Here is a 22,202-nt window from a genome sequence, read left to right as displayed (position 1 = left end):
TTCCCTGGTAAAGTCAGCGGCGTTCTCGCTTGAGCCATCGCCATGCACCATTTTCCGACGATCGTTTTGCTGATGATTTCTGCTGCGGCGTTGGCACCGCTGCCAGCCGGAGCCGCAGACGCCGAAGAGCCAAGGCCAAGAGAAATCGCGTTGACCTTCGATGACGCGCCCCGTGGCGACGGTGCGCTGCTGACCGGCGTCGAGCGTACCGAGATGCTGATCGAGGCGCTCCGAAAGGCGAAGGTGGATGGCGCCATGTTTTTTGCCAACTCGGGGAAGCTCGATGATCCCGCGGGCGTGGCGCGGCTCAGGCAATACGCTGAGGCCGGTCATGCGATCGCCAATCACTCGCATAGCCATCCCTCGGCCAACCGAGTCACGCCAAAAGCATTTCTCGACGACGTTTCTGAGGCTCATCAGGTGCTGTCGAGGCTCCCAGCGTACGTGCCGCGGTTTCGATTTCCATACCTCCACGAGGGACGCCCCCGAGAGCGCCGTGATGCGATTGTGGAAGGTCTTCAGCAGCTCGGTCTTGAGAACGGGTACGTCACCATCGACAACTACGACTGGTATCTGGAGGCGCTGCTGGGTGAGCAGCGTCGGCTTGGCATCGCTTTCGACCGCGATGCGTGGCGTGAGGTGTATCTGTCGGTATTGATGCAGGGAATCGAATTCTACGATCGGATTGCCCAGGAAACGCTGGGTCGATCACCACGCCACGTGCTGCTCCTGCACGAAAACGACCTCGCGGCGCTGTTCATCGGTGATCTGGTGGCGGCGTTGCGAGAAGCAGGCTGGCGGATTATTCCGGCGACACAGGCTTATGAAGACCCCATCGCCGCTGAGCAGCCCGATACGCTGTTTTTAGGGCAGGGCCGGGTTGCCGCCCTGGCGGAAGTGGCTGGCTTCCCCGCACGCTGGCTGGTCCATCGGCTGGAGAACGAGGCGGTGCTGCGCGCCGAGCTGGTGCGCCGATCCCTGTTGCCCCCGGCCACGGGAAGCTACCTCGGCGAAGCGTCGCCGGGCCCTGATCCTCAGGTGTTTGCTCCTGGCGTGGTATCGCTGCCGGACCAGTATGAATACGGCTCGGTGTTCTCCGCGGACGGCCGGGAGATGTTTTATGGCGTAGCGCTGGGGGGGCGTGACGAAATCCGCGTCACCCGGTTTGACGGTGAGCGCTGGACACCGCCTGAAGTCCTGCTCAGTGACCCAAAGGCTGGCTTCAACGATCCGATGTTTTCACCGGATCAATCTCGGCTGTACTTCATCACAACCCGGGCCGCGAATGGCGTCCGGCAAGACACCTACGATATCGGATACATCGAACGCCGCAGGGATGGTTGGAGTGATCCACGGCTTCTGCCCGCGCCCGTTAATACCGCCGGTCACGAGTACTACGCATCCTTTACCAACCTCGGGACGCTGGCGTTTGCCTCGACGATGCACACCAACGACCTGGACAACCCCGATCTTTACCTGGCCGCAGGCGTGGAGAGCCGAAATGCGGTAACCGTGACCCAGCTGCCCGAATCGGTGAACAGCCCGTCCTTCGACGCCGATCCTTTTATCGCCGCTGACGGCAGCTATCTGATCTTTTCCAGCACGCGAGCCGGTGGTCAGGGGCGCGGAGATCTGTACGTGACTTTTCGCCGGGAGGATGCCTCCTGGGGTGATGCGGTGCCTCTCGGGCCTGGCATCAATACCGCTGGCCACGAACTCTGCCCTTTTGTGAGCTTGGATGGCCGTTACCTGTTCTACACGAGCAACGAAGACATCTATTGGGTCTCTAGCGAGGTGCTGACGCCGCTCCGCCGGCGAAGCATCGAGGGCGAATCAGAAAAGATTGCCGGCATCTCCAACTCCCGCTAAGCGGTGGCCTGCGCCACCGCGGCAATCTTCTCCATGAATTCCCGCCATCCAAAGGGATAGTCAGAGACGTCGGTAAAGCGTGAAAAGCCGGTATGTTCGACGGTGAGTCGGGTTTCGCGGCGAGCGGGTCAGCTGTTGACCGGGCGGCGGAAAATCATGAAGTGCTGTTGAGGCAAGAGTGACAGCGTACGTTCCCAGGTCAGTCCGATCGCCGCCATCTCTTTTTTTGCCTGCTGCTCCGTCATCTTGTGCAGGCGTTTGATTGGCACCCTCGGATCTTCCCCCCGGTATTCGATCAGCACCAGGCGCCCTCCGGGTTTGAGTGAGCGCGCCAGACCCAGCCCCATTTCGCGTGGATAAGAAAACTCGTGGTACGCGTCCACAATGAGGATTAGATCAACCGCGGCTTCCGGCAACCCCGGGTCGCGCTCGGTGCCGAGCACCGTGTCGATGTTGTTCACCGCGGCGGTACGCTTACGTTGCTCGATGATCGCCAGCATCTCAGGCTGGATATCCACGGCCAAAACCTTGCCTTCCGGCACGCGAGCTGCCATCGGGAAGGAGAAATACCCGGTGCCTGCGCCAATATCGGCAATGACGTCGTCGGGCTCCAGCGGCAGGTTCTGAACCAGCAGGTCTGTACGCTCCTCGCTCACTCGCTCGGGTCGCTCCAGCCACCGAGCCCCGAGGTGCCCCATGACGTGCGAGATCTCCCGGCCCATATAGACCTTGCCAATACCGTCGCGGTTGGGTGAGCGCTGCTGATAAACCTCCTCCCTTTCTTCGGCGGCACAGCCGAAACACAAGAGGAGCGACCAAAGCGGAAACATCAGGAATCTGAGGCCCATCTCCGTACCTGGATTAGCTAAATCATCATGATTTCGCGCCGACCGTGAAGGTCACGTCACCAAAATCCCGAAGTCTGATTTCAGATTTTTCGTCGTTGGGTATTCGGTTTTCACTGGACAGCCCACCGAGGGAGGTTGCTATTATTGCGGGGGTTAATTCCCGATGCATGAAAAGGAGCTCCATGCTCACTCGTTGCCTACTTTCCGCACTGTTGCTCACTTCGCCGTTGGTGGGAATCACCACCCCAGTTTCGCTCGACGACTTTGTTCGTCCCGCGGAATACCGCTCGCTGCGCATATCGCCGGACGGTAGTTACCTCGCGGCTTTGATTCCAGCGGGTAATCAGAACGCGCTGGTGGTCATCGACCGGCAAAAAATGGCCGTGATGTCCTCGATCCGGATGGATTTGGGACAGCAGGTCGGTCAGCTCTATTGGGCCAGCAATGACCGCGTGCTCGCGAAAATCCTCTCGCGACAATCAGACAACGACCGGGTGGCGGATTTCGGTGAGCTATTCGCCATGGACGCGGACGGCGGTCGACGAAAGCTGGTTTTCGGGTATCGGGTCGGCGAAATGGGCACGGGCAGCAAAATCCGGAAAGCTGACGGCGAGCGCGCCTGGGGCGGTGTGCTGCATCCGCTGCCGGACGACAAAAAGCATGCGCTGATCATCTCCTACCCCTTTGCCAACCAGATGGCCGCGATACCGACGGTTTATCAGCTGAACATCATTAACGGGACTAAACGTGCGGTGACTCGTCTGCCGGTTCCGCAGGCGCGGGCCGTCACCAACGCGAAGATGAGTCACTGGGCGTCGTTCGGCACTGACCCAGAGGGGCGCGCGGTGCTGCATGTACGGGGCAAAAAATCCGCCGATTGGCGACTTCTGATGCAGGCGGAAAGCCTTGAGCAGCACCTTCGGGCCGTGAGCGTCAGCGAGGACGGCAGCGGCGTGCTGGCGCTGACGAATGTCGGCTTTGACACCATCTCGCTCGTCCGTATCGATATGGAATCCGGCGCAGTCGAGCCGGTCATTGCCGATCCTAATTACGATGCGGGTCGGGTAGTGATGGGAAGCGATCAGTTCACCGTGCTCGGCGTGTGTTTTGAGGCCGCGATGCCGAAGTGCACCTATCTCGATCCCGATCACCCGGAAAGCCAGGCTCTGTCCAAGGTTCAGGCGGCTTTTACGGAACAGTTCATGACCGTCGCGAGCTGGACGCGAGGTGGGGAAGAAGCCGTTTTGTGGGTCACCGCTGATCGAAACCCCGGCGATTATTTCATGCTGCAGACCAACAAGCTTAAGGTCGACTACCTCCTGAGCTCACGGCGATGGCTTGAACCCAACGACCTTGCTCCGATGCAACCGATTACCTTTGCGGCCCGGGACGGACAGGAGATCGAGGGCTATCTCACACGGCCGGTCGGAGCCCTGGGGCCTCTGCCGACGGTGGTGCAGGTGCACGGTGGACCCCACGGTCCGCGAGACAACTGGCGCTACCAGCCCGAGGTGCAGATGCTGGCCAATCGGGGCTTTCAGGTGCTGCAGGTCAACTATCGCGGATCGGGAGGCTATGGCCTGGCATTTGAGCGAGCCGGGCATCGCCGGTGGGGAACGGCGATTCAGAATGACATCACCGACGGCGTGCGCTGGGGCATTGAACAGGCCCTTGTCGACCCTCAACGCGTTTGTATTTCAGGTGGCAGCTTTGGCGGGTATTCGGCTCTGATGAGCGTCGCCCGGGAGCCGGACCTCTATAAATGCGCAGTTGGCCACGTCGGCGTCTACGACATGGCGTTGATGTTTCGCTCGGGGGATATCCCGGATGTTCGGGGAGGCGTTGAATACCTGAAGCTCGCGCTGGGCACGGACCCGGAGCTTCATTATCAGCAGTCTCCGGTGAACCACGTTGCGGCGATCAAGGCAGCGCTGATGATTTCCTACGGCAAGCGTGACGAACGGGCCCCACCCATTCAGTCGACGCGTCTGGTGGAGGCGTTAACCGAGGCTGACAGGCCATTCTCCCTAGTTGTGGAACGGCGTGAGGGGCATGGGTTTGTCAATCCGGCAACCCGACGCGACTTTTTCCAGGCCAAGCTGGATTTCTTCAATCGACATATCGGTCCCGCCGTGGCAACGGAGGTGGCGGCCCCCTGACGAAGGTCTGACACGGCCTGTGAGCGCCTTGGCGGCGGATTGCCGTCGACGTTATGCAGCAGGCCTATCACGCCCATAGATATAAACTATTTCAATCGAAAACGTCGAATTGATAGCTTACCGCGGTTAATTTGCTGGCCGCCGCCAGCACCCTTATTTCGCTCTTTACATCACACTTCAGGAGAGATCCCAGATGACCCCCGAGAAGGTCCCAAGCGTAGTATTCAAAACCCGCGTCCGTGACGAGTCGATCGGCGGAGACAATCCGTTCAAGTGGCAGGACACGACCTCAGACGACATCTTTGCCGGCAAAAAAGTCATCATCTTTGCGCTGCCCGGAGCCTTCACCCCGACGTGTTCCTCAACGCACCTGCCACGCTATGAAGAGCTTTCTGACCAGTTTGCTGCGCAGGGCGTCGATGAGATTTACTGCCTGTCGGTGAACGACGCGTTTGTCATGTTCCAGTGGGGCAAGCACATCGGCGCGGACAAGGTCAAAATGCTGCCGGACGGCAGCGGTGAGTTCACCCGCAAAATGGGCATGCTGGTCGATAAGGACAACCTGGGTTTTGGCATGCGTTCCTGGCGCTACTCGATGCTGGTGAATGACAGCACCATCGAGAAAGTGTTTGTCGAGCCAGATTTCGGCGACAACTGCCCGAGCGACCCGTTTGAGGTTTCCGACGCCGACACCATGCTGGCGTGGATGAAGGGTGAGGCCGCGCCCGCTGACAAGCCTGAGCGCAACGCTTTTGTAGGCTAAGCCGCCGCAGCTCGCGACGTCTTAAAGGCCGCGTCCCGGGAGGGGCGCGGCCTTTTTTGTGGGTGCCGATCTCACCGGTGCCATCGCCGCGATGGATCGGAAAGCAGCGCCAGAACGAGGGTTTTGTATATGTTGGCGCGCACAGCAAACACGCTAAGCTGCGCCGATGATTCGAGACGCGACTGAAGCTGACGCGCTGGCGCTGTGTGAGATCTACAACCACTACATTGCACATAGCCTGGCGACCTTTGAAACCGAACCGCTCGCTGTCAGCGAGATGGCCCGCCGGATCGCGGCCACCACGGCCGATTTTCCCTGGCTGCTGGGTGAAAGCAACGAGAGCATCGCCGGCTACGCCTACGCAACCCGCTGGAAACCGCGGCAGGCATATCGACACACCGTGGAGAGTACGGTGTATCTCTCGCCCGAGGCCGCAGGCCAGGGCATGGGCACGCGGCTGATGTGCGCTTTACTCCAGCGCCTGGAGGGGCAGGGTGTCCACGCGGTGCTTGCGGGGATTGCGCTGCCCAACGATCCCAGCGTCGCGCTGCACGAAAAGCTGGGCTTCACCAAAGTCGCTCATTTTCGTCAGACCGGTCGGAAGTTCGACCAGTGGGTGGACGTGGGGTACTGGGAGAAAACCATGTCAGAGGCGCCTGACGCGGCAACGTCGTCCGACGCATTGTCGACAAAAGCCGTGACCTGATACCGGTCGTTGCTCAAGCGCCATGAGACGTTGGTCGCATGAACGTCCTCAAATAATGATCGTGTTGCCGGCAAAACCGGTGAATCGAATTTCGCCCGCGACCTCGTTGTAGGTTTGCCGCAGGTCGCGCAGCATGCGCACGGCAACGTCCTCGCCCAGCAATATTCCGTCGGTGCCGTCGGTACGCCAATGGACGCCGGCCAGGTTGCGGCCGATGGCGATGTTGTTGGCCAGCTTGTTGAGCTCGCCTTCAACCGTGAGAACCTCCGTGCCGCTATAGGGTTGAAGCGCCTGTCCGTCGGAGCCGGGCACAACCTCAACCGGCTCCGGAATGACGCTGCTGCCGTCAAAGAATGCTTTGAGCACCGTGACGCAGGCGCCGGCAATCGCCGCGTGCCCAGCGGGGTAGGCGGGGTGGGTCGGTGAGCCCTCGGGGTAGGCCATCGGCAGCCAGTATTCCCCGTTGTTGGCGTCTGCAATGGCGTCCAATACCGGCGAATTGAGCAGTTCGCTATTGATTGGGTAAGACCGCTCGCCGGAGCGCGTGAACTGGACGCGACCCCCAAACACCTCAGGCCGCAGCCTCCGGTGGACCTGCCACTTCTGGTACCACGCGGCACGAAGCGACTGCAGGGCCACGTCACCGATCTGAGATAGCACCTCCGCCGCTCCGAACGTGACAAAACCTCCCTGGGTGGCGCTGGTGTTGTACGGGTTCCCCGCGCGCAGTGGCTCGCTCAAGCCGAGCAGGATCAGCGCGGCCTGGAGATAGGTCTGATAGGTGTAATCCCGGTGGACGTATTCACCAAGGTCGCGAGCGGTGGTGATAAACCGGGGTTCCGGCTCAAAGCGGCTGGCGGTGGCCGGGGCGCCGCCGCGGAGCACGTTGAGCCAGTCCTCGCGGTTCAGCATATGGTCGTCCCCCGGCACGGTCGTCTGGTAGCGCTGTTCCGTGAGCGCAGCGCCTTGTGGAACCGGCAGCAGCAGGAACTGAGAAACATAGTTGCCGGTGAGGTCGCCGGCAAACGACCCTCGAAACAGCGTGGCCGGCGTCACCGCACCGCCTTGCCGGGGGCCGGTGAAACCGGAAAACGCGCTGAGTTCGCGCGCGGCGAAGTCCGCGGAAGGATCTGACCCATAGGCCTCAAAGGGCACGTCGCGAAGCAGCGCATGAAGGTAGACCTCCGCCATCTCGGCTGCGGTTTCCGCGCTGCCGAAGCCCGGCGCTGGCGGCATAAAAAACGCGTGGGAATCACCGCCCACAAGACTGAATGCCAGGGACGCCTGCGGATTGGCCAGCTTCCGGTCCGCTTCGGGGGCGAGCGCAATGTGTTCCCAGGCCGTGTCGCTGCGACCCTCGAGCGCCTGCAGGTAAGCGCCATAGGCTGCTGCATCAACTTCCCCCACCGCATTGTGCGGCAGCGTTTTGGTAAAGCTGCCGATAAAGTCCGGCAGCTGATCCTCATCGCCATTCCCTTGATTGACAGGACTGCGAACGAGGAACTGCTCGCGGGCGACGCCGACGCGCATTGACCTGGCTGCCACGCTGCGCACCCGGGAAACCCCCACCTCACTCTTGTCGCTAGGGACGGCGTTTTTTGCGTCGACCGTGCCGGTCATCATCGCCGCGCCGGTTCCGGCCGCAGCCGCTCCGACCTGGCTCAAAAACTGTCGGCGTGGGTTGCGCTCAGCGGTTTCAAGCGCGTTTCGGGAGCTTTCCTGATTCGATCGGGTGGCGTTTTTTTGGATCATCGGTTCTCTCATCGGTTGTGTTCAAGCTTGGCGGTAGGCATGGCCAATGAGCCAGCGCCCTGCATACGGGTTCTGACGTCCGGCACGCCGGTCGTCCCTTCACCATTAATACGAGACGGAGTTCGAATTTACTCGGAACAAAACAGGAAATATTCGGAAATTTCCGGAGATCGACGTAGGTAAACGGCTGATTTGAGGTGCCTTCTCAAGGCGCGGTGAGTGTCGGTGTCGCCCCGGCGCCGGTGACGGATTTGTCGGCTTACCCTATTGCACTCCGCCAGCGCAGCGACATGCAGGATAGTCCGGCGTCAAGCTTGCTGATTTCGTCGGTCTTGAGGGGCTCGAGCGAATAACCCTGCCCGCTAAGCTGGTCGATCGTTTGGTGGAAATGGCTCCCGATCAGCACTCGATCGTTGATCCGCAATGCGTTGGCTGCAGCCTCTTCTCCTTGGGGCACCAGGATCGTTCTGAGGCCGTTAAATACCCCGCTGGCGGCCAGCCTGCGCGTCGACAACACCGTTTCGTTGTCGAGCATCGAGCAGTCGGACTTGAAGTGCAGGACGTCGGGCGGCGTATGCACAATGGCGCCTCGCAGGCCGAGGTGGTTCAGGCAGCTCATGAGCGCTTCAGCGCCTTCGAGGTTGGTGCGTTCAGACAAGCCGACCATGACCTTTTCGGGTGTGATGAGCACATCCCCGCCCTCAACGTTGCCGGGGCCGGGTAGTTGAAGAACGTTGGTGAAATGCTTTTGCAGCTCGGGGAGCAGTTCAGCCGCTTCGCCGAACCGTGACGCGGCACCCGGACGAAGCGCAATGGCTCCGCTGGAAAACACCAGCGCCGGATCCTCAACAAATACGGCGTCCGGAAGCGCAGGGGCGGGGGGCAGCACGGTGACCGCTACGCCGGCGGCCACCAGGGCTTTCACGTACGCGCGGTGCTCCGCGCCAAGCTGGTCGAAGTCTGGAGCCCCCCGATCTACCGCGCGCAGGCCGTTGATGACCGATGCCGCGGGCTGCCTGACAATGGCTTGATCAAACTGAAATAGGTCCATACTTCTCGGGTCCGCTCAGCGTCCGGTGGTCTTGCTGGCTTAAGAAGCGCCGGCTGGTCTTTACTCTGCCTGCTGGCGCGGGGTTGGGCAATCGCACAGCCGGGAAAGCCCTTACCTACAGTGACGAGCGCAGGGGTCGCGCTTGGCAGTGTCGGGATCCATACCTTGACGGAACATTGCCACGTGTCTGTGCTTTACTGGCTTATCACTAGCAGCATCGACCCGAAAAAGACGTTGACGAGCAACCAATTCCCCAAACGACTTCACGTTCGCCGGACTCCGCCGGGGCTAGAGCTCACGCTGCTGCGCAAAATGCCGCTACTGTGTCTTGTCACCACGCTCTCTGTCGGATCCTTGTCGGCGGTCGCTCGCTGGTTTCCGAGCAATGATTCGCTTGAATCAGTCGCCAAGCAGATCGCCAGCGTCGACATTTTTGTGATCGCCACGGTTGTGACGCTTTGGACCGTCCTGCTGACCGTGTCTATTGGATGCGTTGTCGTTCATATTCTGAAAGGGCCGGCATACGTCGCAGACGGCTATGCGCCAGAAGAACCGCGGCGCCCGTCCGGCGACCACCGATCTAACTGAGCGGTGCTCTCACTTTCCCAGACCTCTCCGCAACGCTAGCGCGATGAGCCAGCCACCTCGCAATCCCTTTGATGATGTTAACCATGCGCCACCGATCGCTGACCGGCGCCCCGAGACGACGACTCAGCATGGCGTAAACCGTGTCGATGAATATGCCTGGCTCCGCGATCCGTACTGGCAGGAGGTGCTGCGCGACCCGTCGCGGCTGAGCGTGGCGATCCGCGACCATCTGAATGCCGAAAACGCGTATTACGAAGCAGCGACCCACGACCTGGAACCGCTGCGCCGACGGCTGGTCCGGGAGATGCGGGGGCGGATCAAAGAGGCGGACAGCTCGCTACCAAGACCCGACGGAGAATTTGCGTATGCGGTTCGCTACCGCGACGGCGGCGATTACCCGGTCTACGTGCGGACCACGCGGGAGGGGCTCCGGGAGCAGATCCTGTTTGATGGTGACCTCGAAGCGAAAGGCGAGGCGTTCTTTCGTATCGCCAGCGTGGTCCACAGCCCGGATCACTCACTGATCGCCTGCGGCGTCGATCGGTTGGGTTCTGAGTATTACGATTTGACGATACGCCATATTGAGTCCGGCGAGGCTCTCCTCGAGACCATTTCGCAAACCGGTGGGCATGTGGTCTGGGCCTCAGACTCGCGGTCATTCTTCTACGTCGAACGTGACAACAGCCAGCGCCCGAAGCGCGTCAAGCATCACCTGCTGGGGACTGCGCCGGCCGAAGACCTGCTGGTGTATGAGGAACCTGACGACAGTTATTTTCTCGGGATTCACGCCAGCCAGAGCCGCGAATACCTGTTTATTGGCAGCACCAAGGGCACCTCAACGGAATATCGGTATCTAGCGCTTGACGCCAGCCCGGGGACAGAGCCGTGCCTGATTGCGGCTCGCGTCGAGGACGAACTCTACTACCCACATCATCAGGGCAATCACTTTTACCTGCGCACCAATGCGCAGGGAGCGATGGACTTTAAGCTTGTCGTCACCCCCGTTGCCTCACCCGGTCGGGAACACTGGCAGGACTGGCTGCCTCATCAGGACGGTCGCTACGTGAGTGACCTCATTACACTCAAAGATTGGTTAATCCGTCTGGAGCGGCGCGAGGCCCTGCCAAGGCTTGTGGTGTCCGACTACGCCCGCAGCGAGAGCTTCGAGCTAGACTTTCCGGACCCTGCGTACAATCTGGAGCTCAGCCGAGGTCTTGAGTTCGACACCCGGTCGCTGCGCATCCACTACGAGTCGCCGTCCACACCGGTCCAGACCTTCGATGTGGATCTAAAGTCGCAGAAGCGGGTGCTACAGAAACAACAGGAAATTCCCAGTGGCCACGACCCAGGTCTCTACGCGGTGGAGCGCCTGTTTGTGACGGCTGATGACGGGGCTCAGATTCCAGTAACGCTGCTCAGGCTCAAGACCACCCGGGCTGACGGCACAACGCCTCTGCTGCTTTACGGTTACGGCAGCTACGGAACCACGATGCAGGCCTGGTTCAGCAGCGCTTTGCTGTCGTTGGTCGATCGGGGTGTGGTTTACGCAACAGCTCATGTTCGGGGCGGTTCTGACAACGGCCGACAGTGGTATCAGGACGGCAAGCTGGCCAACAAAAACCATTCGTTTACCGATTTTGCACGGGTTGCCGAAGCCCTGCAGGACCGCGGTTACGGGGGGAAGGGCAGGACGGTCAGCTATGGCGGATCCGCAGGCGGGTTGCTGGTTGGCGCCACGCTGAACCTGCGGCCGGATCTTTTCGGCGGCGCGATTGCCGCAGTACCCTTCGTCGACGTGCTCAACACGATCTCGGATGCGGACCTGCCGTTAACCCCGCCCGAGTGGGTTGAGTGGGGGGATCCGATCAACGACCTGACGGCTTTCCAGACGATTGCTGGGTACTCTCCCTATGACAACATCCGCGGGGACGTCGACTATCCGCCGCTGCTCGCTACCGGCGGATTGACCGACTACCGGGTCACCTATTGGGAACCCGCTAAATGGGTCGCAAGGCTGCGGGCAGAAGCGACCGGTGGCCCGTTTTTCCTAAAGATGAATATGGCAGCTGGCCACAGCGGTTCAGCAGCGCGATTTGAGCGGCTGGAGGAGCGCGCCCACGAGTACGCTTTTGCGCTCAAAGTTTTTGGTCTTGAGGATCAATCGCCGGTGAGGCACGGGTAGATGGCGGCCAGCGCCCGGTCTATGGCACTGCTTGAATATTTTCCGCAGGCGTATCAACATCTCTCGATGGAAAAATTTTCCCGTACTGTCGACGAGCGTTGAACGATACGGCGGACGACAACGGGGCGGCCGCCGAGTCGCCGCAGCGGCAGCTGAAGGTGGGTCCCGTTGAACCGCCGGTGAGACCGGCGGTTGAAGAATCTCGAGAGCAACGCGCTTCGCCGGTAATCCCCGACTGGCGGAACGACCTCCTCAAGCAGATCCGCGTGGTGCTGCTGGCCGTTCTGGCTATTACGGCGATTTTGATTTTTCTTTTCGACGGCAGCCCCAGCTTTCGGATGGTCAGCGTGCTTTTGGTCGTCTCTCTGGTACCGGCTGCTTACCTGTCCAGCGGCCGATTTTCCTATCTGGTTCGCGTCTGGACCATTCTCAGCCTGTCGCTTGCCGCATCTTTCGCAGCGCTGTTTTTTGTCGGGGTGGCCGCCGGTCCCGTGCTTTGCGTGGCCTTCTGTCTGATTTTCTCGGCCCTGCTGCTGGGCCGGAAGGTGATGGTTCGTCTCCTGCTGGCAACGACGGTCGTGCTGTTTGGGTTTTTTGTCGTGCAGTACCTCGGATGGTGGGCCGGGCCCGATAACGTCAGCTATGCCGCGGGCGGTCCCATGCTTTGGGCCCGAGCCAGCTTTGTTTCGGTGCTTTTCTGGGCCGGGATGGCGTTTTCCGTCTGGTTTGTGGTAAGCACCATCGAAAAATCGCTCTCTGGCCAGGATGCGGCGCTCCGGGAGCGTAACCAGGCGGTCAATCGGTTGCGCACCGAGATCCGACAGCGCCAGGATGCGGAGCAGGCGTGGCGCGAAGCGCAGATCGTTGCCAGCCAAACACAGAAGCTGGATGCGCTCGGCAGGCTGGCGGCAGGGGTTGCGCACGACTTCAACAACGCGCTGCTGGTGATTCAAGGCTGGACGGCTCTCCTGCAAAACGACAGCAGCGAAGCATTCCGCGACAAGGCGATCGAGGCCATCGCCAGCGCAACCGGACAGGCGAAGCAGCTTTCGGACAAGCTGCTGATTTTCGGTCGCCAGGAGGTCCGGTCGCCGAGCTACCTGCGTGCCTCCGAAGTGGTGGCAGACACGGCAGATACGCTCAAGGCCTTACTGCCGTCCAATACCGCTATTCAGCTCGATCTCGATCCCGACGCCGCCATCTATGTTGACGAAACGCAGCTGCGTCAGTTGCTGTACAACCTAGTGCTCAACTCGATTGACGCCATGCCCAACGGCGGGGAGATCCGCCTGCGCACACGCTGTCTGGCCCCTTCTGACGTGATCCAGGCCGGCCGGGTGATCGTTGAAGTTGAAGACTCGGGTGTTGGGATGGACGCTGAGACGCGGGAACAGATCTTCGATCCGTTTTTTACCACCAAAGGAGTCGGGAAGGGGACCGGACTCGGTCTCTCCAGCGTCTTCGGTATTGTTGAGCAGAGTGATGGGGCCATCGATGTCTTCAGTCAGCCGGGTGAGGGCACCCGATTCTCGATCAGTTTCCCGCGCGTCACCCTGGCGCCGGATGCTGCGGAGTCGTCATCCTCGGACAAGCAAGGCGACGAGAACGATACTGACTCCGCGGCCTTTCAAGGTCGCCGCGTTTTGGTGGTCGAAGACGATCCGCTGGTCCGTCAGCTCATTGTTTTTGCGCTGAGCAAGGGTGGCTTTCGGACCGTCGAAGCTGCCGATGGGGAAGCGGCGCTCAAAGCGCTTGCGGAAATGGATCAGCCTTTTCATCTATTGTGTACCGACGCGCTGTTCCCCGGAGCGCCACTCGCTGAGGTCCTCGAAGTCTTTGAAGATCGCTGTCCGCAGGGCGGGGTACTGATCTGTTCTGGCTATGTGCCGAGCGAACTGGCAATCGACGGCATCGAGTCCGGTCGCTACGGCTTTTTGTCAAAGCCCTTCACGGCGGAGCAGCTGCTGCAAAAGCTCACCTTGCACCAGCCATAGGCAACAGGTCGGCCCACGGACGCGGTCGCTTCATCAATTTGCTGAGGATGGGGTACAGTGGCCCCACTTCGAAACCCGGTGTCCTTCCTAGCATGCTTCCAGTCTCCCTGTGCCGGCAAGAACGCCAAAGGACAAACGACTGACATGTTGCGTGCCGCCGGCAGCGTGCTGTCAAACCGGCTTCAGCGCTGGATTCCAGAACCTTTTGTCTTTGCGATCATTCTGACGCTGCTGGTCGCCGGATTGGCGCTGGTCTTTACCGACCGGAGCGTGAACGCGGTGGTCGACGACTGGTACCGCGGGTTCTGGACACTGCTGGAATTTGGCATGCAAATGGTCTTGATCCTGGTGACCGGCTACGCGATTGCGCTGTCGCCGTTCATTGCTCAATTGATCAATCGGCTGGCAAAGCTCGCAGCCACACCTGGCGCCGTTTATGTGCTGGTGGTTGTGGTGGGTGGCCTGTTTGGTCTGATCAGCTGGGGCTGGGCGGTGCTGACCGCCGTGCTCGCCCGAGAGCTGGCGCGGCGCGTCGACGGTCTCGACTACTCTTATCTCGTGGCCTGTGTCTATCTTGCAGGCCAGCCCTGGGTCGGTGGCTTGTCGAGCTCCATTCCGCTGCTGCTGAATACCGAAGGCAATTTCCTGATCGAGACCGGCGTGTTGTCCGAGCAAATCCCCATTTCCGCGACGCTTGGGAGTCCGCTGAACTGGGCTTATATCGCTCACCATTTTCTGGCGGTGCCGCTGCTCATGTGGCTCATGCGTCCGCACGTGCATGCGAGCCGTTCTATGCGCGACCTCGCTGACCCTGCCTACGAAGAACGCGGCACGGTGGCAGAGGAAGCAGCTACGCACGTGCTGACTGGAAAATCGATTTCTGACCGCTTAAACAACACAATCTGGCTGCAGCTGGTCATTGCCCTCGCAGCGCTGAGCTACGTCTTTCGCCACTTCGCGCGCAACGGCTTTGATATCGATCTCAACATTATGATCTTTATCTTTCTCGCCGTTGGCTTGCTCACCCACGGGACGCCGATGCGCTACGTCATCGCTATGAAACGAGCCTGCTCCAACGTCTCCGGCATCGTGTTCCAGTATCCGTTTTACGCCGGGATTATGGGTATCATGATGTTCAGCGGTTTGGGTACACAGATCGCCGGCTGGATGTCTGAGGGTGCCACGGTCGGTACGCTTCCGTTTATTGGCATGCTGAGCGGCGCCGTGGTGAACTTTGCCATTCCGTCCGCGGGAGGTGAGTGGGCGGTGATCGGACCGGCCTTCACCGAGGCCGCGGCCAGTTTGGCGGCGACGCTGCCGGAAGACCAGGTCCAGCCGTTTATCGCCCGGGTGGCGCTGGCGGTCGCTTACGGTGAAACGTCGACCAATCTGCTCCAGCCGTTTTTTCTGCTGGTCATTTTGCCGGTGATGGGGGCGGGCGTTCGCATTCAGGCGCGAGACGTTATGGGTTATCTCGTGCTGCCTTTTCTCTATATTTTCGCCACCTCAGCGCTGTTGGTGACCTTTGTTCCGTTGTAATAAGTTGAGCCGGAATTCCAGCATCGTTAGGCTCAGCGGCGTGGAACAATCGCGGCGCCGGCGCCGGCAAAAGGAGTGGAACGCATGACAACAGCACTGGTCACCGGCGCCAATCGCGGCATCGGACTGGAAATCTGCCGGCAGCTTGCGGCGCGCGGCGACAGCGTGATCGGCGTCTGCCGCGGGGCCAACCGGGAGCTCGGCGCGGCCGGGGCGGAGGTTTTCGACGGTGTTGATGTTTCCAGCGCTGACGACGTAGCGCAGCTTGCGCACTCGCTGGGCGGGCGAAAGATCGACTGGCTTATCAACAATGCTGGCATCCTGCGCGGCGATCATTTCGACAGCCTCGACTACGACTCGATGCTGGAGCAATTCCAGGTCAACGCTCTTGGGCCGCTCCGGATCACTCGAGCCCTTGCCGGGAACCTTGAAGACGGGGCAAAGGTCGGCATTGTTTCCAGCCGGGTTGGCTCCGTTGAGGACAACGGCAGCGGCAACAACTACGGCTATCGCTGCTCCAAGGCGGCGGTCAATATGGTGGGCAAAAACTTGAGTCATGACCTAGCCCGTCGCGGTATTGCGGTGGCCCTGCTGCACCCGGGTTTGGTTGCCACCGAAATGACCGGCCTGCGAGGCATTGAGCCCGCCCAGGCGGCAGCCGGATTAATCGACCGAATGGACGAGCTGTCCATGGAAAACACCGGTCGATTCTGGCACGCGGAAGGCTACGAGCTTCCCTGGTAAGAATCGCGGGCACGCGTTGTGCTAACGCCGGTTGGATCGGCCGTCCGCTAGGTGTTCCCACCCTCCGCTAGCCACTCAACGAAGGCGGTTGCCTTAGCCGGCGGTCGCCGGCCAGCGGGATAAATCGCCCAGACCCCGGTGGCTGGTAAGGTCCAGCCTTTGAGCACCTGGCGAACCTGACCGCTGGCAAGCTCTGCCTCCATCATGCGCGATGACACAACGCCATAGCCAAGACCGGCGATAATCGCAGCGCGAAGCGCTTCAGCGGCGCTGACGCGAATGCCGCTGTCCAGCATTACCTCGCTGGTATGACCGCCGCGTTTGAAGGACCACTGGGTTGGTCCTCGAAAACCGGCGTAGGTGATGACGCGAAACCTCGCCAGCTCCGCGGGTTTTTGGGGCTCGCCGTACCGCTCCAGATAGGCCGGCGCGCCGACCACCAGGCGGTGTGAGGTATCGATGCGGCGAGCGACCAGCGAGGAGTCTCGCAGCTCACCGGCCCGTATCCCGACGTCCACACCTTCTTCCACTAGATTGATCAGACGATCATCGAGCACAAAGTCGATGCTCAGATCGGGGTGGTCGTTGGTAAATTCGGCTAGACGAGGAATGATCTGCGAGCTGGCGTAGACCGGCGGCGCAGCAACGCGCAAACGCCCGGTCAGCGCGGTACTTTCGTCCCTGGCCGCCTTCTCCGCTTCGTCCACCTCATCCAGCACGCGCCTCGCCCGCTCGTAGAAACGTTCGCCGGCGTGAGTCACGCTGTGGGAACGGGTCGTACGAACGAGCAGCCTCACGCCGAGGTGGTCTTCAAGCGCTGCGATCGCCTTGGAGACCGCTGGTTGACCCACGTGCAGCAGGCGGGCGGCGGCGGAAAACGAGCCAGCGTCCACCACCGACACAAACTGGCGCATCGCGAGCAGCTGATCCATATATATTCTCAAAAAGAATAAATCTTATCAGTATTGCCCCACTTCTGCATGAGCGAGAGCGCGGGCAGGATAGCTCCCAACATCCGTCGACAGATCAACAGGAGTTCACTGATGTCGCTATTTTCATTCCCTGAGGAAATCACGGCCCCGATAGGTTCACGGCAACGACTTTCGCAGGTCAAAGCCAGCTGGGGCTTTATTCCGAGGCTGCACGCCATCCTGGCAGAAAGGCCGGTTTCCCCGCAGGAGGAGGACCTTTGCTGGCACGATCCGCTGGGCAGTACCCAGCGGCAGCAGGAGGAACCGGCCCGATGACCCATCTTGCGATCCTCGGGCTTGGCGCGATGGGGTCACGCATGGCGCGACGGCTTCTGGCGGCTGGCCACACCGTAACGGTATGGAATCGAAACCCCGGGTCGGTCCGCGAGCTGGCAGAGCAGGGGGCGCGTCCGGCCAACTCCCCCGCGAATGCGGTGAGCGACGCGACGGGCGTCATCGCGGCCTTGCGCGACGATGAGGCCTCCCGTTCTGTATGGCTGGAGAGGGAAACGGGCGCGCTCCGGGCGCTGAAGTCGAATGCCTGGGCAGTAGAGTCCTCCACGCTGTCGGTGGAGTGGGTCAAAGAACTTGCCGGCGTCGCGGAGAGACACGACCGACTATTTGCTGACGCCCCGGTGCTAGGCTCGCGCCCACAGGCCGAGGCGGGTCAGCTTGTACATCTGCTCGGCGGCTCCGACGAGGCCGTGGCCCGTATATCACCCGTTCTCGCACAGCTCGGGCAGGCGCAACACCATGCCGGACCGACGGGTGCTGGAACAGCACTAAAGCTGCTGGCGAATACGCTGTTTGGTATCCAGGTCGCTGCGCTGGCGGAGCTCCTAAACCGTAGTCGGGAGCTCGGTCTTGATGCGCAAAAAGCGTTCGCGCAGCTCGGCGAAACACCGGTCATGAGTCCGGCAGCCAAAGGTGCGGCTGGTCTGATGCTGGCAGGACAGCATGAGCCGTTGTTTCCGGTCGAGCTCGTCGCCAAGGATTTCTCTTACGCCATTGGGAGCCATGCAGCGTCGCTGCCGGTCAGCAGCGCGGCCGCTGCGGTGTTTGCCAGCGCCCTTGGCGCTGGCATGGGAGACGACAATCTTACAACGGTCGCGAGGCTTTACGCTGACCGCGAGCCCGCGCCTCAATAGCCGAGCTGAGGGTCGACCACATTCAGCAGCGCGTCGCCGGCGGCAAAACGGCGGAGGTTTTCTTTCAGGATGATCATGTGGCGCGCGAGGCTGCCGCCGCGTGCCGCTACGTGCGGCGTAATGAGCACGTTTTCCATTTGCCAGAGGGGGTGCGTTGGCGGCAGCGGCTCTGGATCGGTCACGTCCAGCGCTGCGCCGCTGAGCTGCCCGCTGCGTAGGGCAGCAAGCAGATCATCGGTGACCACCACCGGGCCTCGGCCAACGTTCACCAGCTTTGCCCCTCGCTTCGCGGCGTTGAAGAATTCTCGATCGAGCAGGCCGCGTGTGTCCGGAGTCAGGGGCAGGGTAACCACAATAAAATCCGCCTCGCCCGCCAGGTTAAGCAGTTCATCGGACAGGCCAACGTAATCGATATAGGTGGGGCCCTCTCGCGAACTGCGGCGGGTGCCAATGACCCTCATGTCCAAAGCGGCCGCTCGTTTTGCCACCTCGATACCGATGCCCCCCAGGCCGACGACCAGGAGAGTCTTGCCCGCAATCGACTGCATGCGGTCGGTGGCCAACGATTGTTTTCGCCACTGGCCGGTGGTCATCTGTTTAGTGAAGTAGGGGAGCTGGCGCGCCAGACCCAAGGTCAGCGCAATGGCGTGTTCGGCCAGCACGGGTGAAGACATTTTCTGCATGTTGGTCAGCACCATCGATCCGTCAGCGATGGGTCCAGCCGTTACGCAGCGCTCGGCTCCGGCGCTAAAGATCTGGACCCACGCGATGTGGTCGCTCGCCCTCAACAGCGGCTCGGAACACCAGCCGATGATCGCGTCCGCGCCGCGCGCGTTGTCGATGGCCTGGCTTTCGCTGACGGTGAGGATCACTTCAACCCCCGGTATCGCTCCCTCGATTTCGCTGCGCGGCAGCCCCACGTCCCGCACAATGATCTTTTGAGGCTTTCGCCAGCCGGGTAGCTCCCGCAGCGCTGCGGCCCCCTCCTTTACGCCAGTCTGCGCGATGAGTTCTTCAATATTGGACTGCGCGATAGCGGCGCCGGTCAGGCTTATGCCAGCAATCAGTACGATTAATTGCGATAGGTTCATGCGGGTCTCCGTGCGTCCTGCTTATGATCGCCGTCACGATGGCGCGAATGCAACCGTCGCCGGCCGCGCACGGTAGGATGAAAGACGGTGCCCGGTATGCCTTGACCGCGATCGGGGGGCGATCAGACCAAAGGGAGAAAAGTGATCAAAGGCAATCTGAGAAAAATGACCGTCAGCCTAGACGAGGTTGTGAGCTACCACCTGCCGGTTGGCGGTTCGAGAATCGATCTCAACCCGCGCATTGGCCAGCCGATCTCGCTGCGCTACGCCGGGCTTATCCACTGCATCAAGTGTGGCCGGGAGACCAAAAAGTCGTTCGGCCAGGGGTTCTGCTTCCCGTGTTTTCGCTCCGCGCCTGAAGCCAGCGAATGTATCCTGGGTCCAGAGCTGTGTCGCGCTCATGACGGCGAAGCCCGCGATATGGCGTGGGCCAGAAAACACTGTCTTCAGGAACACGTGGTCTACCTGGCCAAAAGCTCAGCGGTGAAAGTGGGTATCACCAGAAACACACAGATTCCCACGCGCTGGATTGATCAAGGCGCCTCGGAGGCGGTGGTGTTTGCCCGTACGCCGAATCGCTATACCGCCGGCGTGATCGAAGTCGCGCTGAAGGCTCACCTCACCGACCGGACCAACTGGCGTCGCATGCTGAAAAACGAAATCTGCGACGATGATCTGCTGGCCTTCAAAGACCGCCTTCGTGGTGAGCTGGCCAGAGACCTCACTCAGTATGTCGATGAAGATGACGCGGTATGGCGAATCAACTATCCGGTGCAGGTATTCCCGGAGAAGGTCAAGAGCGTCGGCTTTGACAAACAGCCTGCTATCGATGGCACGCTACTTGGTATCAAAGGACAATATCTCCTGCTGAATGACGACCGGGTGCTCAACATTCGCAAGCACCAGGGCTACGAGGTGGATGTCAGCTGATTTGACCCTCAAGAGACCGTATACGAGGGCGTTGCTTATCCAAGTGCCACCAAAATACCCAGAGATCGAGGCGACAAGCCTATCCAGACTCAAGTTCGACGGATCTTGGCCGCTATGAAGGGTTACGCCGGGCCGAAACGGCAGGCCTAATCGACATTGGCATAAGGCAGGCGGTAACCCTTGAACTGCAGACAATTCGCTGAAATTCATGGCTGATACACAACAGCTAGGAGATCTCGACCTTGTTGACGCAGCGCCGGAGCAGAATTTTGACAGTCTGACCGAACTTGCGGCACATCTCCTGAACGTCCCGGTAGCGCTGGTGTCCATCGTGGACTTTGATCAGGATCGCCAGTTTTTTAAGAGTCAGCACGGTCTGCAAGACCCGTGGCGTGAACGGCGTCAAACCCCGCTCGACCACTCCTTTTGCCAACATGTTGTCGGCCGCAATTGTCCGCTGGTTGTGGACAATGCGCTGAGCCACAAGCTGGTGAAAGACAATCTGGCAATCCCCAATCTTGGCGTGATGGCTTACCTGGGAAACCCGATCTATGGCGAAAGCGAGGAGCCGGTGGGCGCCTTTTGCGTGATCGCCGATGAGCCTCGGGAATGGACGGAGGAAGATCAGGCGACGGTCCAGAAGATTTCGAGCTGTGTCTCAGACCTGGTTCGTCTGAAAGCAGCGCGGATTACCAGTAAGCGACTGCGCCTCGAGCAGCAGGAATTTACCAACGTGCTTTCCAACGATCTAAAGGCGCCCACCAATACGCTGGCGCTGCTGCATACCGAGCTCGGTCTGCTGCTGGATTCAGACAAGGACAGCGAGGCGCTGATGATGCTCGAACGGTGTCATCAGACCACCGGCCGCATGAACCAGCTCATCGAAGACGTGATGAGCTATACCCGGGTCTCCGGCATCGAGGTCGATAAGCAGTCGCTGGATCTGGCGAATTTGGTCAACGACGTGATTGATGACCTCGCCCAGCAGATCCAGGTTTCAGGTGCGACGGTAAGTGCCGGCACGCTGCCTCGTGTCGTCGGAGTGGCTTCGCAGCTGCGAATCCTGTTCCAGAACCTGATCGCTAACGGCTTGAAATACGTGGCTCCAGGCGTTGCGCCGAAGATTGAGATCGCCATTGGCGGTTCGGAGGGCAGCCGCGAGTGTGTGATCGACGTCAAAGACAACGGCATTGGCATCGATCCCGAAGACCAGGGCCGAATTTTTGGCATGTTCAAGCGGCTTCATCTGGCCAGCGAATACTCAGGGACCGGAATTGGTCTTGCGCTGTGCCGCCGCGTGGCCCTCAATCATGCCGGCAACATCGACGTTCACTCACGGCGAGGCGGAGGCTCGGTTTTTTCCGTGACGCTGCCGGTGGCAACCGATGGGTGAAGCATCGAGCGTCATCGGCAGCATGGTGATGATCGATGACGACGAGACCGATCAGTATCTGTATCGACGCATCATCGAACGATCAGGGCTAGTCGCCACCCTGAACTTCTTTTCGCTCGCTGAAGATGCCCTGGCTCATCTGCGCCGCAACGACCGCCCTCGGGTTGACCTGATCACCCTCGATATCAACATGCCTCGGATGGATGGGTTTGAGTTCCTTGATCAAGCGCAGGCGGAGTTTGGACCGCGTTTTGAACGTTCCGTGGTGGTGCTGCTGACAACCTCGCTGAATCCGGCTGACCGGTCCCGAGCGTTGGCTTTCCCGATGGGGAGGGACATCCTGAATAAGCCGCTGACGTCCCAAAACGTCGCAACGCTGGCCGACGTTTGTCGAGAAGCGACTGACCTGTCAGAACAGAGCGCCTAAGCGTTCCGCAGCGACTTCGGCTCGGTGCCAAACTCGGACTTAGCCCC

Annotated in this window: 19 protein-coding genes; 14 read left to right on the top strand and 5 right to left on the bottom strand. The window is 60.6% G+C overall.

Annotated features, from left to right (window positions below; all coding sequences use genetic code 11):
• Positions 1–42: 42 nt before the first annotated feature.
• Entirely contained in the window at positions 43–1,869 is a 1,827-nt protein-coding gene (locus AAF358_13920; GenBank protein ID MEM7706652.1) for a polysaccharide deacetylase family protein, read from the top strand.
• Positions 1,870–1,997: 128 nt separating this feature from the next.
• On the opposite strand, the gene AAF358_13915 is transcribed toward AAF358_13920, so the two are convergent.
• Positions 1,998–2,717 (bottom strand): class I SAM-dependent methyltransferase, encoded by a 720-nt coding sequence (locus AAF358_13915; protein ID MEM7706651.1) that lies wholly within the window; start codon positions 2,715–2,717, stop codon positions 1,998–2,000.
• 182 nt (positions 2,718–2,899) lie between these two features.
• On the opposite strand from AAF358_13915, the gene AAF358_13910 reads away from it, so the two are divergent.
• The 3 genes from AAF358_13910 (at position 2,900) to AAF358_13900 (ending at position 6,345) form a co-directional block, all read left to right on the top strand.
• Positions 2,900–4,876 carry a S9 family peptidase gene (locus tag AAF358_13910; protein MEM7706650.1) on the top strand — a complete coding sequence of 659 codons (1,977 nt, stop codon included), beginning with the start codon at positions 2,900–2,902 and terminating at the stop codon, positions 4,874–4,876.
• 193 nt (positions 4,877–5,069) lie between these two features.
• On the top strand, positions 5,070–5,639 hold the full coding sequence (locus AAF358_13905; protein MEM7706649.1) for a peroxiredoxin: 570 nt from the start codon (positions 5,070–5,072) through the stop codon (positions 5,637–5,639).
• A 166-nt stretch (positions 5,640–5,805) separates the two neighbouring features.
• Positions 5,806–6,345 carry an arsinothricin resistance N-acetyltransferase ArsN1 family B gene (locus tag AAF358_13900; GenBank protein ID MEM7706648.1) on the top strand — a complete coding sequence of 180 codons (540 nt, stop codon included), beginning with the start codon at positions 5,806–5,808 and terminating at the stop codon, positions 6,343–6,345.
• Between the two features lie 48 nt (positions 6,346–6,393).
• Here the strand turns inward: AAF358_13900 and AAF358_13895 are convergent, their stop codons facing one another.
• Entirely contained in the window at positions 6,394–8,097 is a 1,704-nt protein-coding gene (locus AAF358_13895) for a vanadium-dependent haloperoxidase (protein ID MEM7706647.1), read from the bottom strand.
• A gap of 259 nt (positions 8,098–8,356) precedes the next feature.
• Complete coding sequence (locus tag AAF358_13890; protein MEM7706646.1) at positions 8,357–9,148, bottom strand: arginine deiminase family protein; 792 nt, start codon at positions 9,146–9,148, stop codon at positions 8,357–8,359.
• A gap of 234 nt (positions 9,149–9,382) precedes the next feature.
• Here AAF358_13890 and AAF358_13885 point away from each other — a divergent pair, with 234 nt between their 5' ends.
• The 5 genes from AAF358_13885 to AAF358_13865 all read left to right on the top strand — a co-directional run bounded on the left by AAF358_13885 (position 9,383) and on the right by AAF358_13865 (position 16,195).
• On the top strand, positions 9,383–9,736 hold the full coding sequence (locus AAF358_13885) for a hypothetical protein (protein MEM7706645.1): 354 nt from the start codon (positions 9,383–9,385) through the stop codon (positions 9,734–9,736).
• Between the two features lie 43 nt (positions 9,737–9,779).
• Entirely contained in the window at positions 9,780–11,918 is a 2,139-nt protein-coding gene (locus AAF358_13880; GenBank protein ID MEM7706644.1) for a S9 family peptidase, read from the top strand.
• A gap of 98 nt (positions 11,919–12,016) precedes the next feature.
• Entirely contained in the window at positions 12,017–13,912 is a 1,896-nt protein-coding gene (locus AAF358_13875; GenBank protein ID MEM7706643.1) for an ATP-binding protein, read from the top strand.
• A 144-nt stretch (positions 13,913–14,056) separates the two neighbouring features.
• Positions 14,057–15,451, top strand: a complete 1,395-nt coding sequence (locus AAF358_13870; protein ID MEM7706642.1) for a TIGR00366 family protein — start codon at positions 14,057–14,059, stop codon at positions 15,449–15,451.
• Positions 15,452–15,535: 84 nt separating this feature from the next.
• Positions 15,536–16,195: an SDR family oxidoreductase gene (locus AAF358_13865; protein ID MEM7706641.1), complete on the top strand. Its 660-nt coding sequence runs from the start codon at positions 15,536–15,538 to the stop codon at positions 16,193–16,195.
• A gap of 47 nt (positions 16,196–16,242) precedes the next feature.
• On the opposite strand, the gene AAF358_13860 is transcribed toward AAF358_13865, so the two are convergent.
• Complete coding sequence (locus AAF358_13860; protein ID MEM7706640.1) at positions 16,243–17,127, bottom strand: LysR substrate-binding domain-containing protein; 885 nt, start codon at positions 17,125–17,127, stop codon at positions 16,243–16,245.
• A gap of 111 nt (positions 17,128–17,238) precedes the next feature.
• On the opposite strand from AAF358_13860, the gene AAF358_13855 reads away from it, so the two are divergent.
• Positions 17,239–17,442 carry a hypothetical protein gene (locus AAF358_13855; protein MEM7706639.1) on the top strand — a complete coding sequence of 68 codons (204 nt, stop codon included), beginning with the start codon at positions 17,239–17,241 and terminating at the stop codon, positions 17,440–17,442.
• Complete coding sequence (locus AAF358_13850; GenBank protein MEM7706638.1) at positions 17,439–18,314, top strand: NAD(P)-dependent oxidoreductase; 876 nt, start codon at positions 17,439–17,441, stop codon at positions 18,312–18,314. Before AAF358_13855 ends, AAF358_13850 begins: the two co-directional genes overlap by 4 nt.
• Here the strand turns inward: AAF358_13850 and AAF358_13845 are convergent.
• Complete coding sequence (locus AAF358_13845) at positions 18,308–19,405, bottom strand: D-2-hydroxyacid dehydrogenase (protein MEM7706637.1); 1,098 nt, start codon at positions 19,403–19,405, stop codon at positions 18,308–18,310. The two genes, AAF358_13850 and AAF358_13845, sit on opposite strands and share 7 nt — an antisense overlap.
• Positions 19,406–19,570: 165 nt before the next feature.
• Between AAF358_13845 and AAF358_13840 the strand changes: the two genes are divergently transcribed.
• The 3 genes from AAF358_13840 (at position 19,571) to AAF358_13830 (ending at position 22,155) form a co-directional block, all read left to right on the top strand.
• Entirely contained in the window at positions 19,571–20,335 is a 765-nt protein-coding gene (locus AAF358_13840; protein ID MEM7706636.1) for a DUF2797 domain-containing protein, read from the top strand.
• A gap of 208 nt (positions 20,336–20,543) precedes the next feature.
• The gene (locus tag AAF358_13835; GenBank protein MEM7706635.1) at positions 20,544–21,728 is read left to right on the top strand and encodes an ATP-binding protein; all 1,185 of its coding nucleotides are present in this window, start codon (positions 20,544–20,546) and stop codon (positions 21,726–21,728) included.
• Positions 21,721–22,155, top strand: coding sequence for a response regulator (locus AAF358_13830; GenBank protein MEM7706634.1), 435 nt, complete (start codon positions 21,721–21,723; stop codon positions 22,153–22,155). The genes AAF358_13835 and AAF358_13830 overlap by 8 nt, the downstream gene beginning before the upstream one ends.
• Positions 22,156–22,202 lie beyond the last annotated feature (47 nt).

The sequence above is a fragment of the Pseudomonadota bacterium genome (genome assembly GCA_039033415.1).
In the GTDB taxonomy this organism is placed as follows: Bacteria; Pseudomonadota; Gammaproteobacteria; order Xanthomonadales; family SZUA-38; genus JANQOZ01.
Note: the sequence above shows the minus strand (reverse complement) of the source record. Positions and strands in the feature narration are given on the sequence as shown.

What these genes read in the sequence shown, in the direction of transcription:
- AAF358_13920 (MEM7706652.1), top strand. Translation starts at nt 43, where the DNA reads ATGCACCATTTTCCGACGATCGTTTTGCTGATGATTTCTGCTGCGGCG.
- AAF358_13915 (MEM7706651.1), bottom strand. Translation starts at nt 2,717, where the DNA reads ATGGGCCTCAGATTCCTGATGTTTCCGCTTTGGTCGCTCCTCTTGTGT.
- AAF358_13910 (MEM7706650.1), top strand. Translation starts at nt 2,900, where the DNA reads ATGCTCACTCGTTGCCTACTTTCCGCACTGTTGCTCACTTCGCCGTTG.
- AAF358_13905 (MEM7706649.1), top strand. Translation starts at nt 5,070, where the DNA reads ATGACCCCCGAGAAGGTCCCAAGCGTAGTATTCAAAACCCGCGTCCGT.
- AAF358_13900 (MEM7706648.1), top strand. Translation starts at nt 5,806, where the DNA reads ATGATTCGAGACGCGACTGAAGCTGACGCGCTGGCGCTGTGTGAGATC.
- AAF358_13895 (MEM7706647.1), bottom strand. Translation starts at nt 8,097, where the DNA reads ATGATCCAAAAAAACGCCACCCGATCGAATCAGGAAAGCTCCCGAAAC.
- AAF358_13890 (MEM7706646.1), bottom strand. Translation starts at nt 9,148, where the DNA reads ATGGACCTATTTCAGTTTGATCAAGCCATTGTCAGGCAGCCCGCGGCA.
- AAF358_13880 (MEM7706644.1), top strand. Translation starts at nt 9,780, where the DNA reads ATGAGCCAGCCACCTCGCAATCCCTTTGATGATGTTAACCATGCGCCA.
- AAF358_13870 (MEM7706642.1), top strand. Translation starts at nt 14,057, where the DNA reads ATGTTGCGTGCCGCCGGCAGCGTGCTGTCAAACCGGCTTCAGCGCTGG.
- AAF358_13865 (MEM7706641.1), top strand. Translation starts at nt 15,536, where the DNA reads ATGACAACAGCACTGGTCACCGGCGCCAATCGCGGCATCGGACTGGAA.
- AAF358_13860 (MEM7706640.1), bottom strand. Translation starts at nt 17,127, where the DNA reads ATGGATCAGCTGCTCGCGATGCGCCAGTTTGTGTCGGTGGTGGACGCT.
- AAF358_13855 (MEM7706639.1), top strand. Translation starts at nt 17,239, where the DNA reads ATGTCGCTATTTTCATTCCCTGAGGAAATCACGGCCCCGATAGGTTCA.
- AAF358_13850 (MEM7706638.1), top strand. Translation starts at nt 17,439, where the DNA reads ATGACCCATCTTGCGATCCTCGGGCTTGGCGCGATGGGGTCACGCATG.
- AAF358_13845 (MEM7706637.1), bottom strand. Translation starts at nt 19,405, where the DNA reads ATGAACCTATCGCAATTAATCGTACTGATTGCTGGCATAAGCCTGACC.
- AAF358_13840 (MEM7706636.1), top strand. Translation starts at nt 19,571, where the DNA reads ATGACCGTCAGCCTAGACGAGGTTGTGAGCTACCACCTGCCGGTTGGC.
- AAF358_13835 (MEM7706635.1), top strand. Translation starts at nt 20,544, where the DNA reads ATGGCTGATACACAACAGCTAGGAGATCTCGACCTTGTTGACGCAGCG.
- AAF358_13830 (MEM7706634.1), top strand. Translation starts at nt 21,721, where the DNA reads ATGGGTGAAGCATCGAGCGTCATCGGCAGCATGGTGATGATCGATGAC.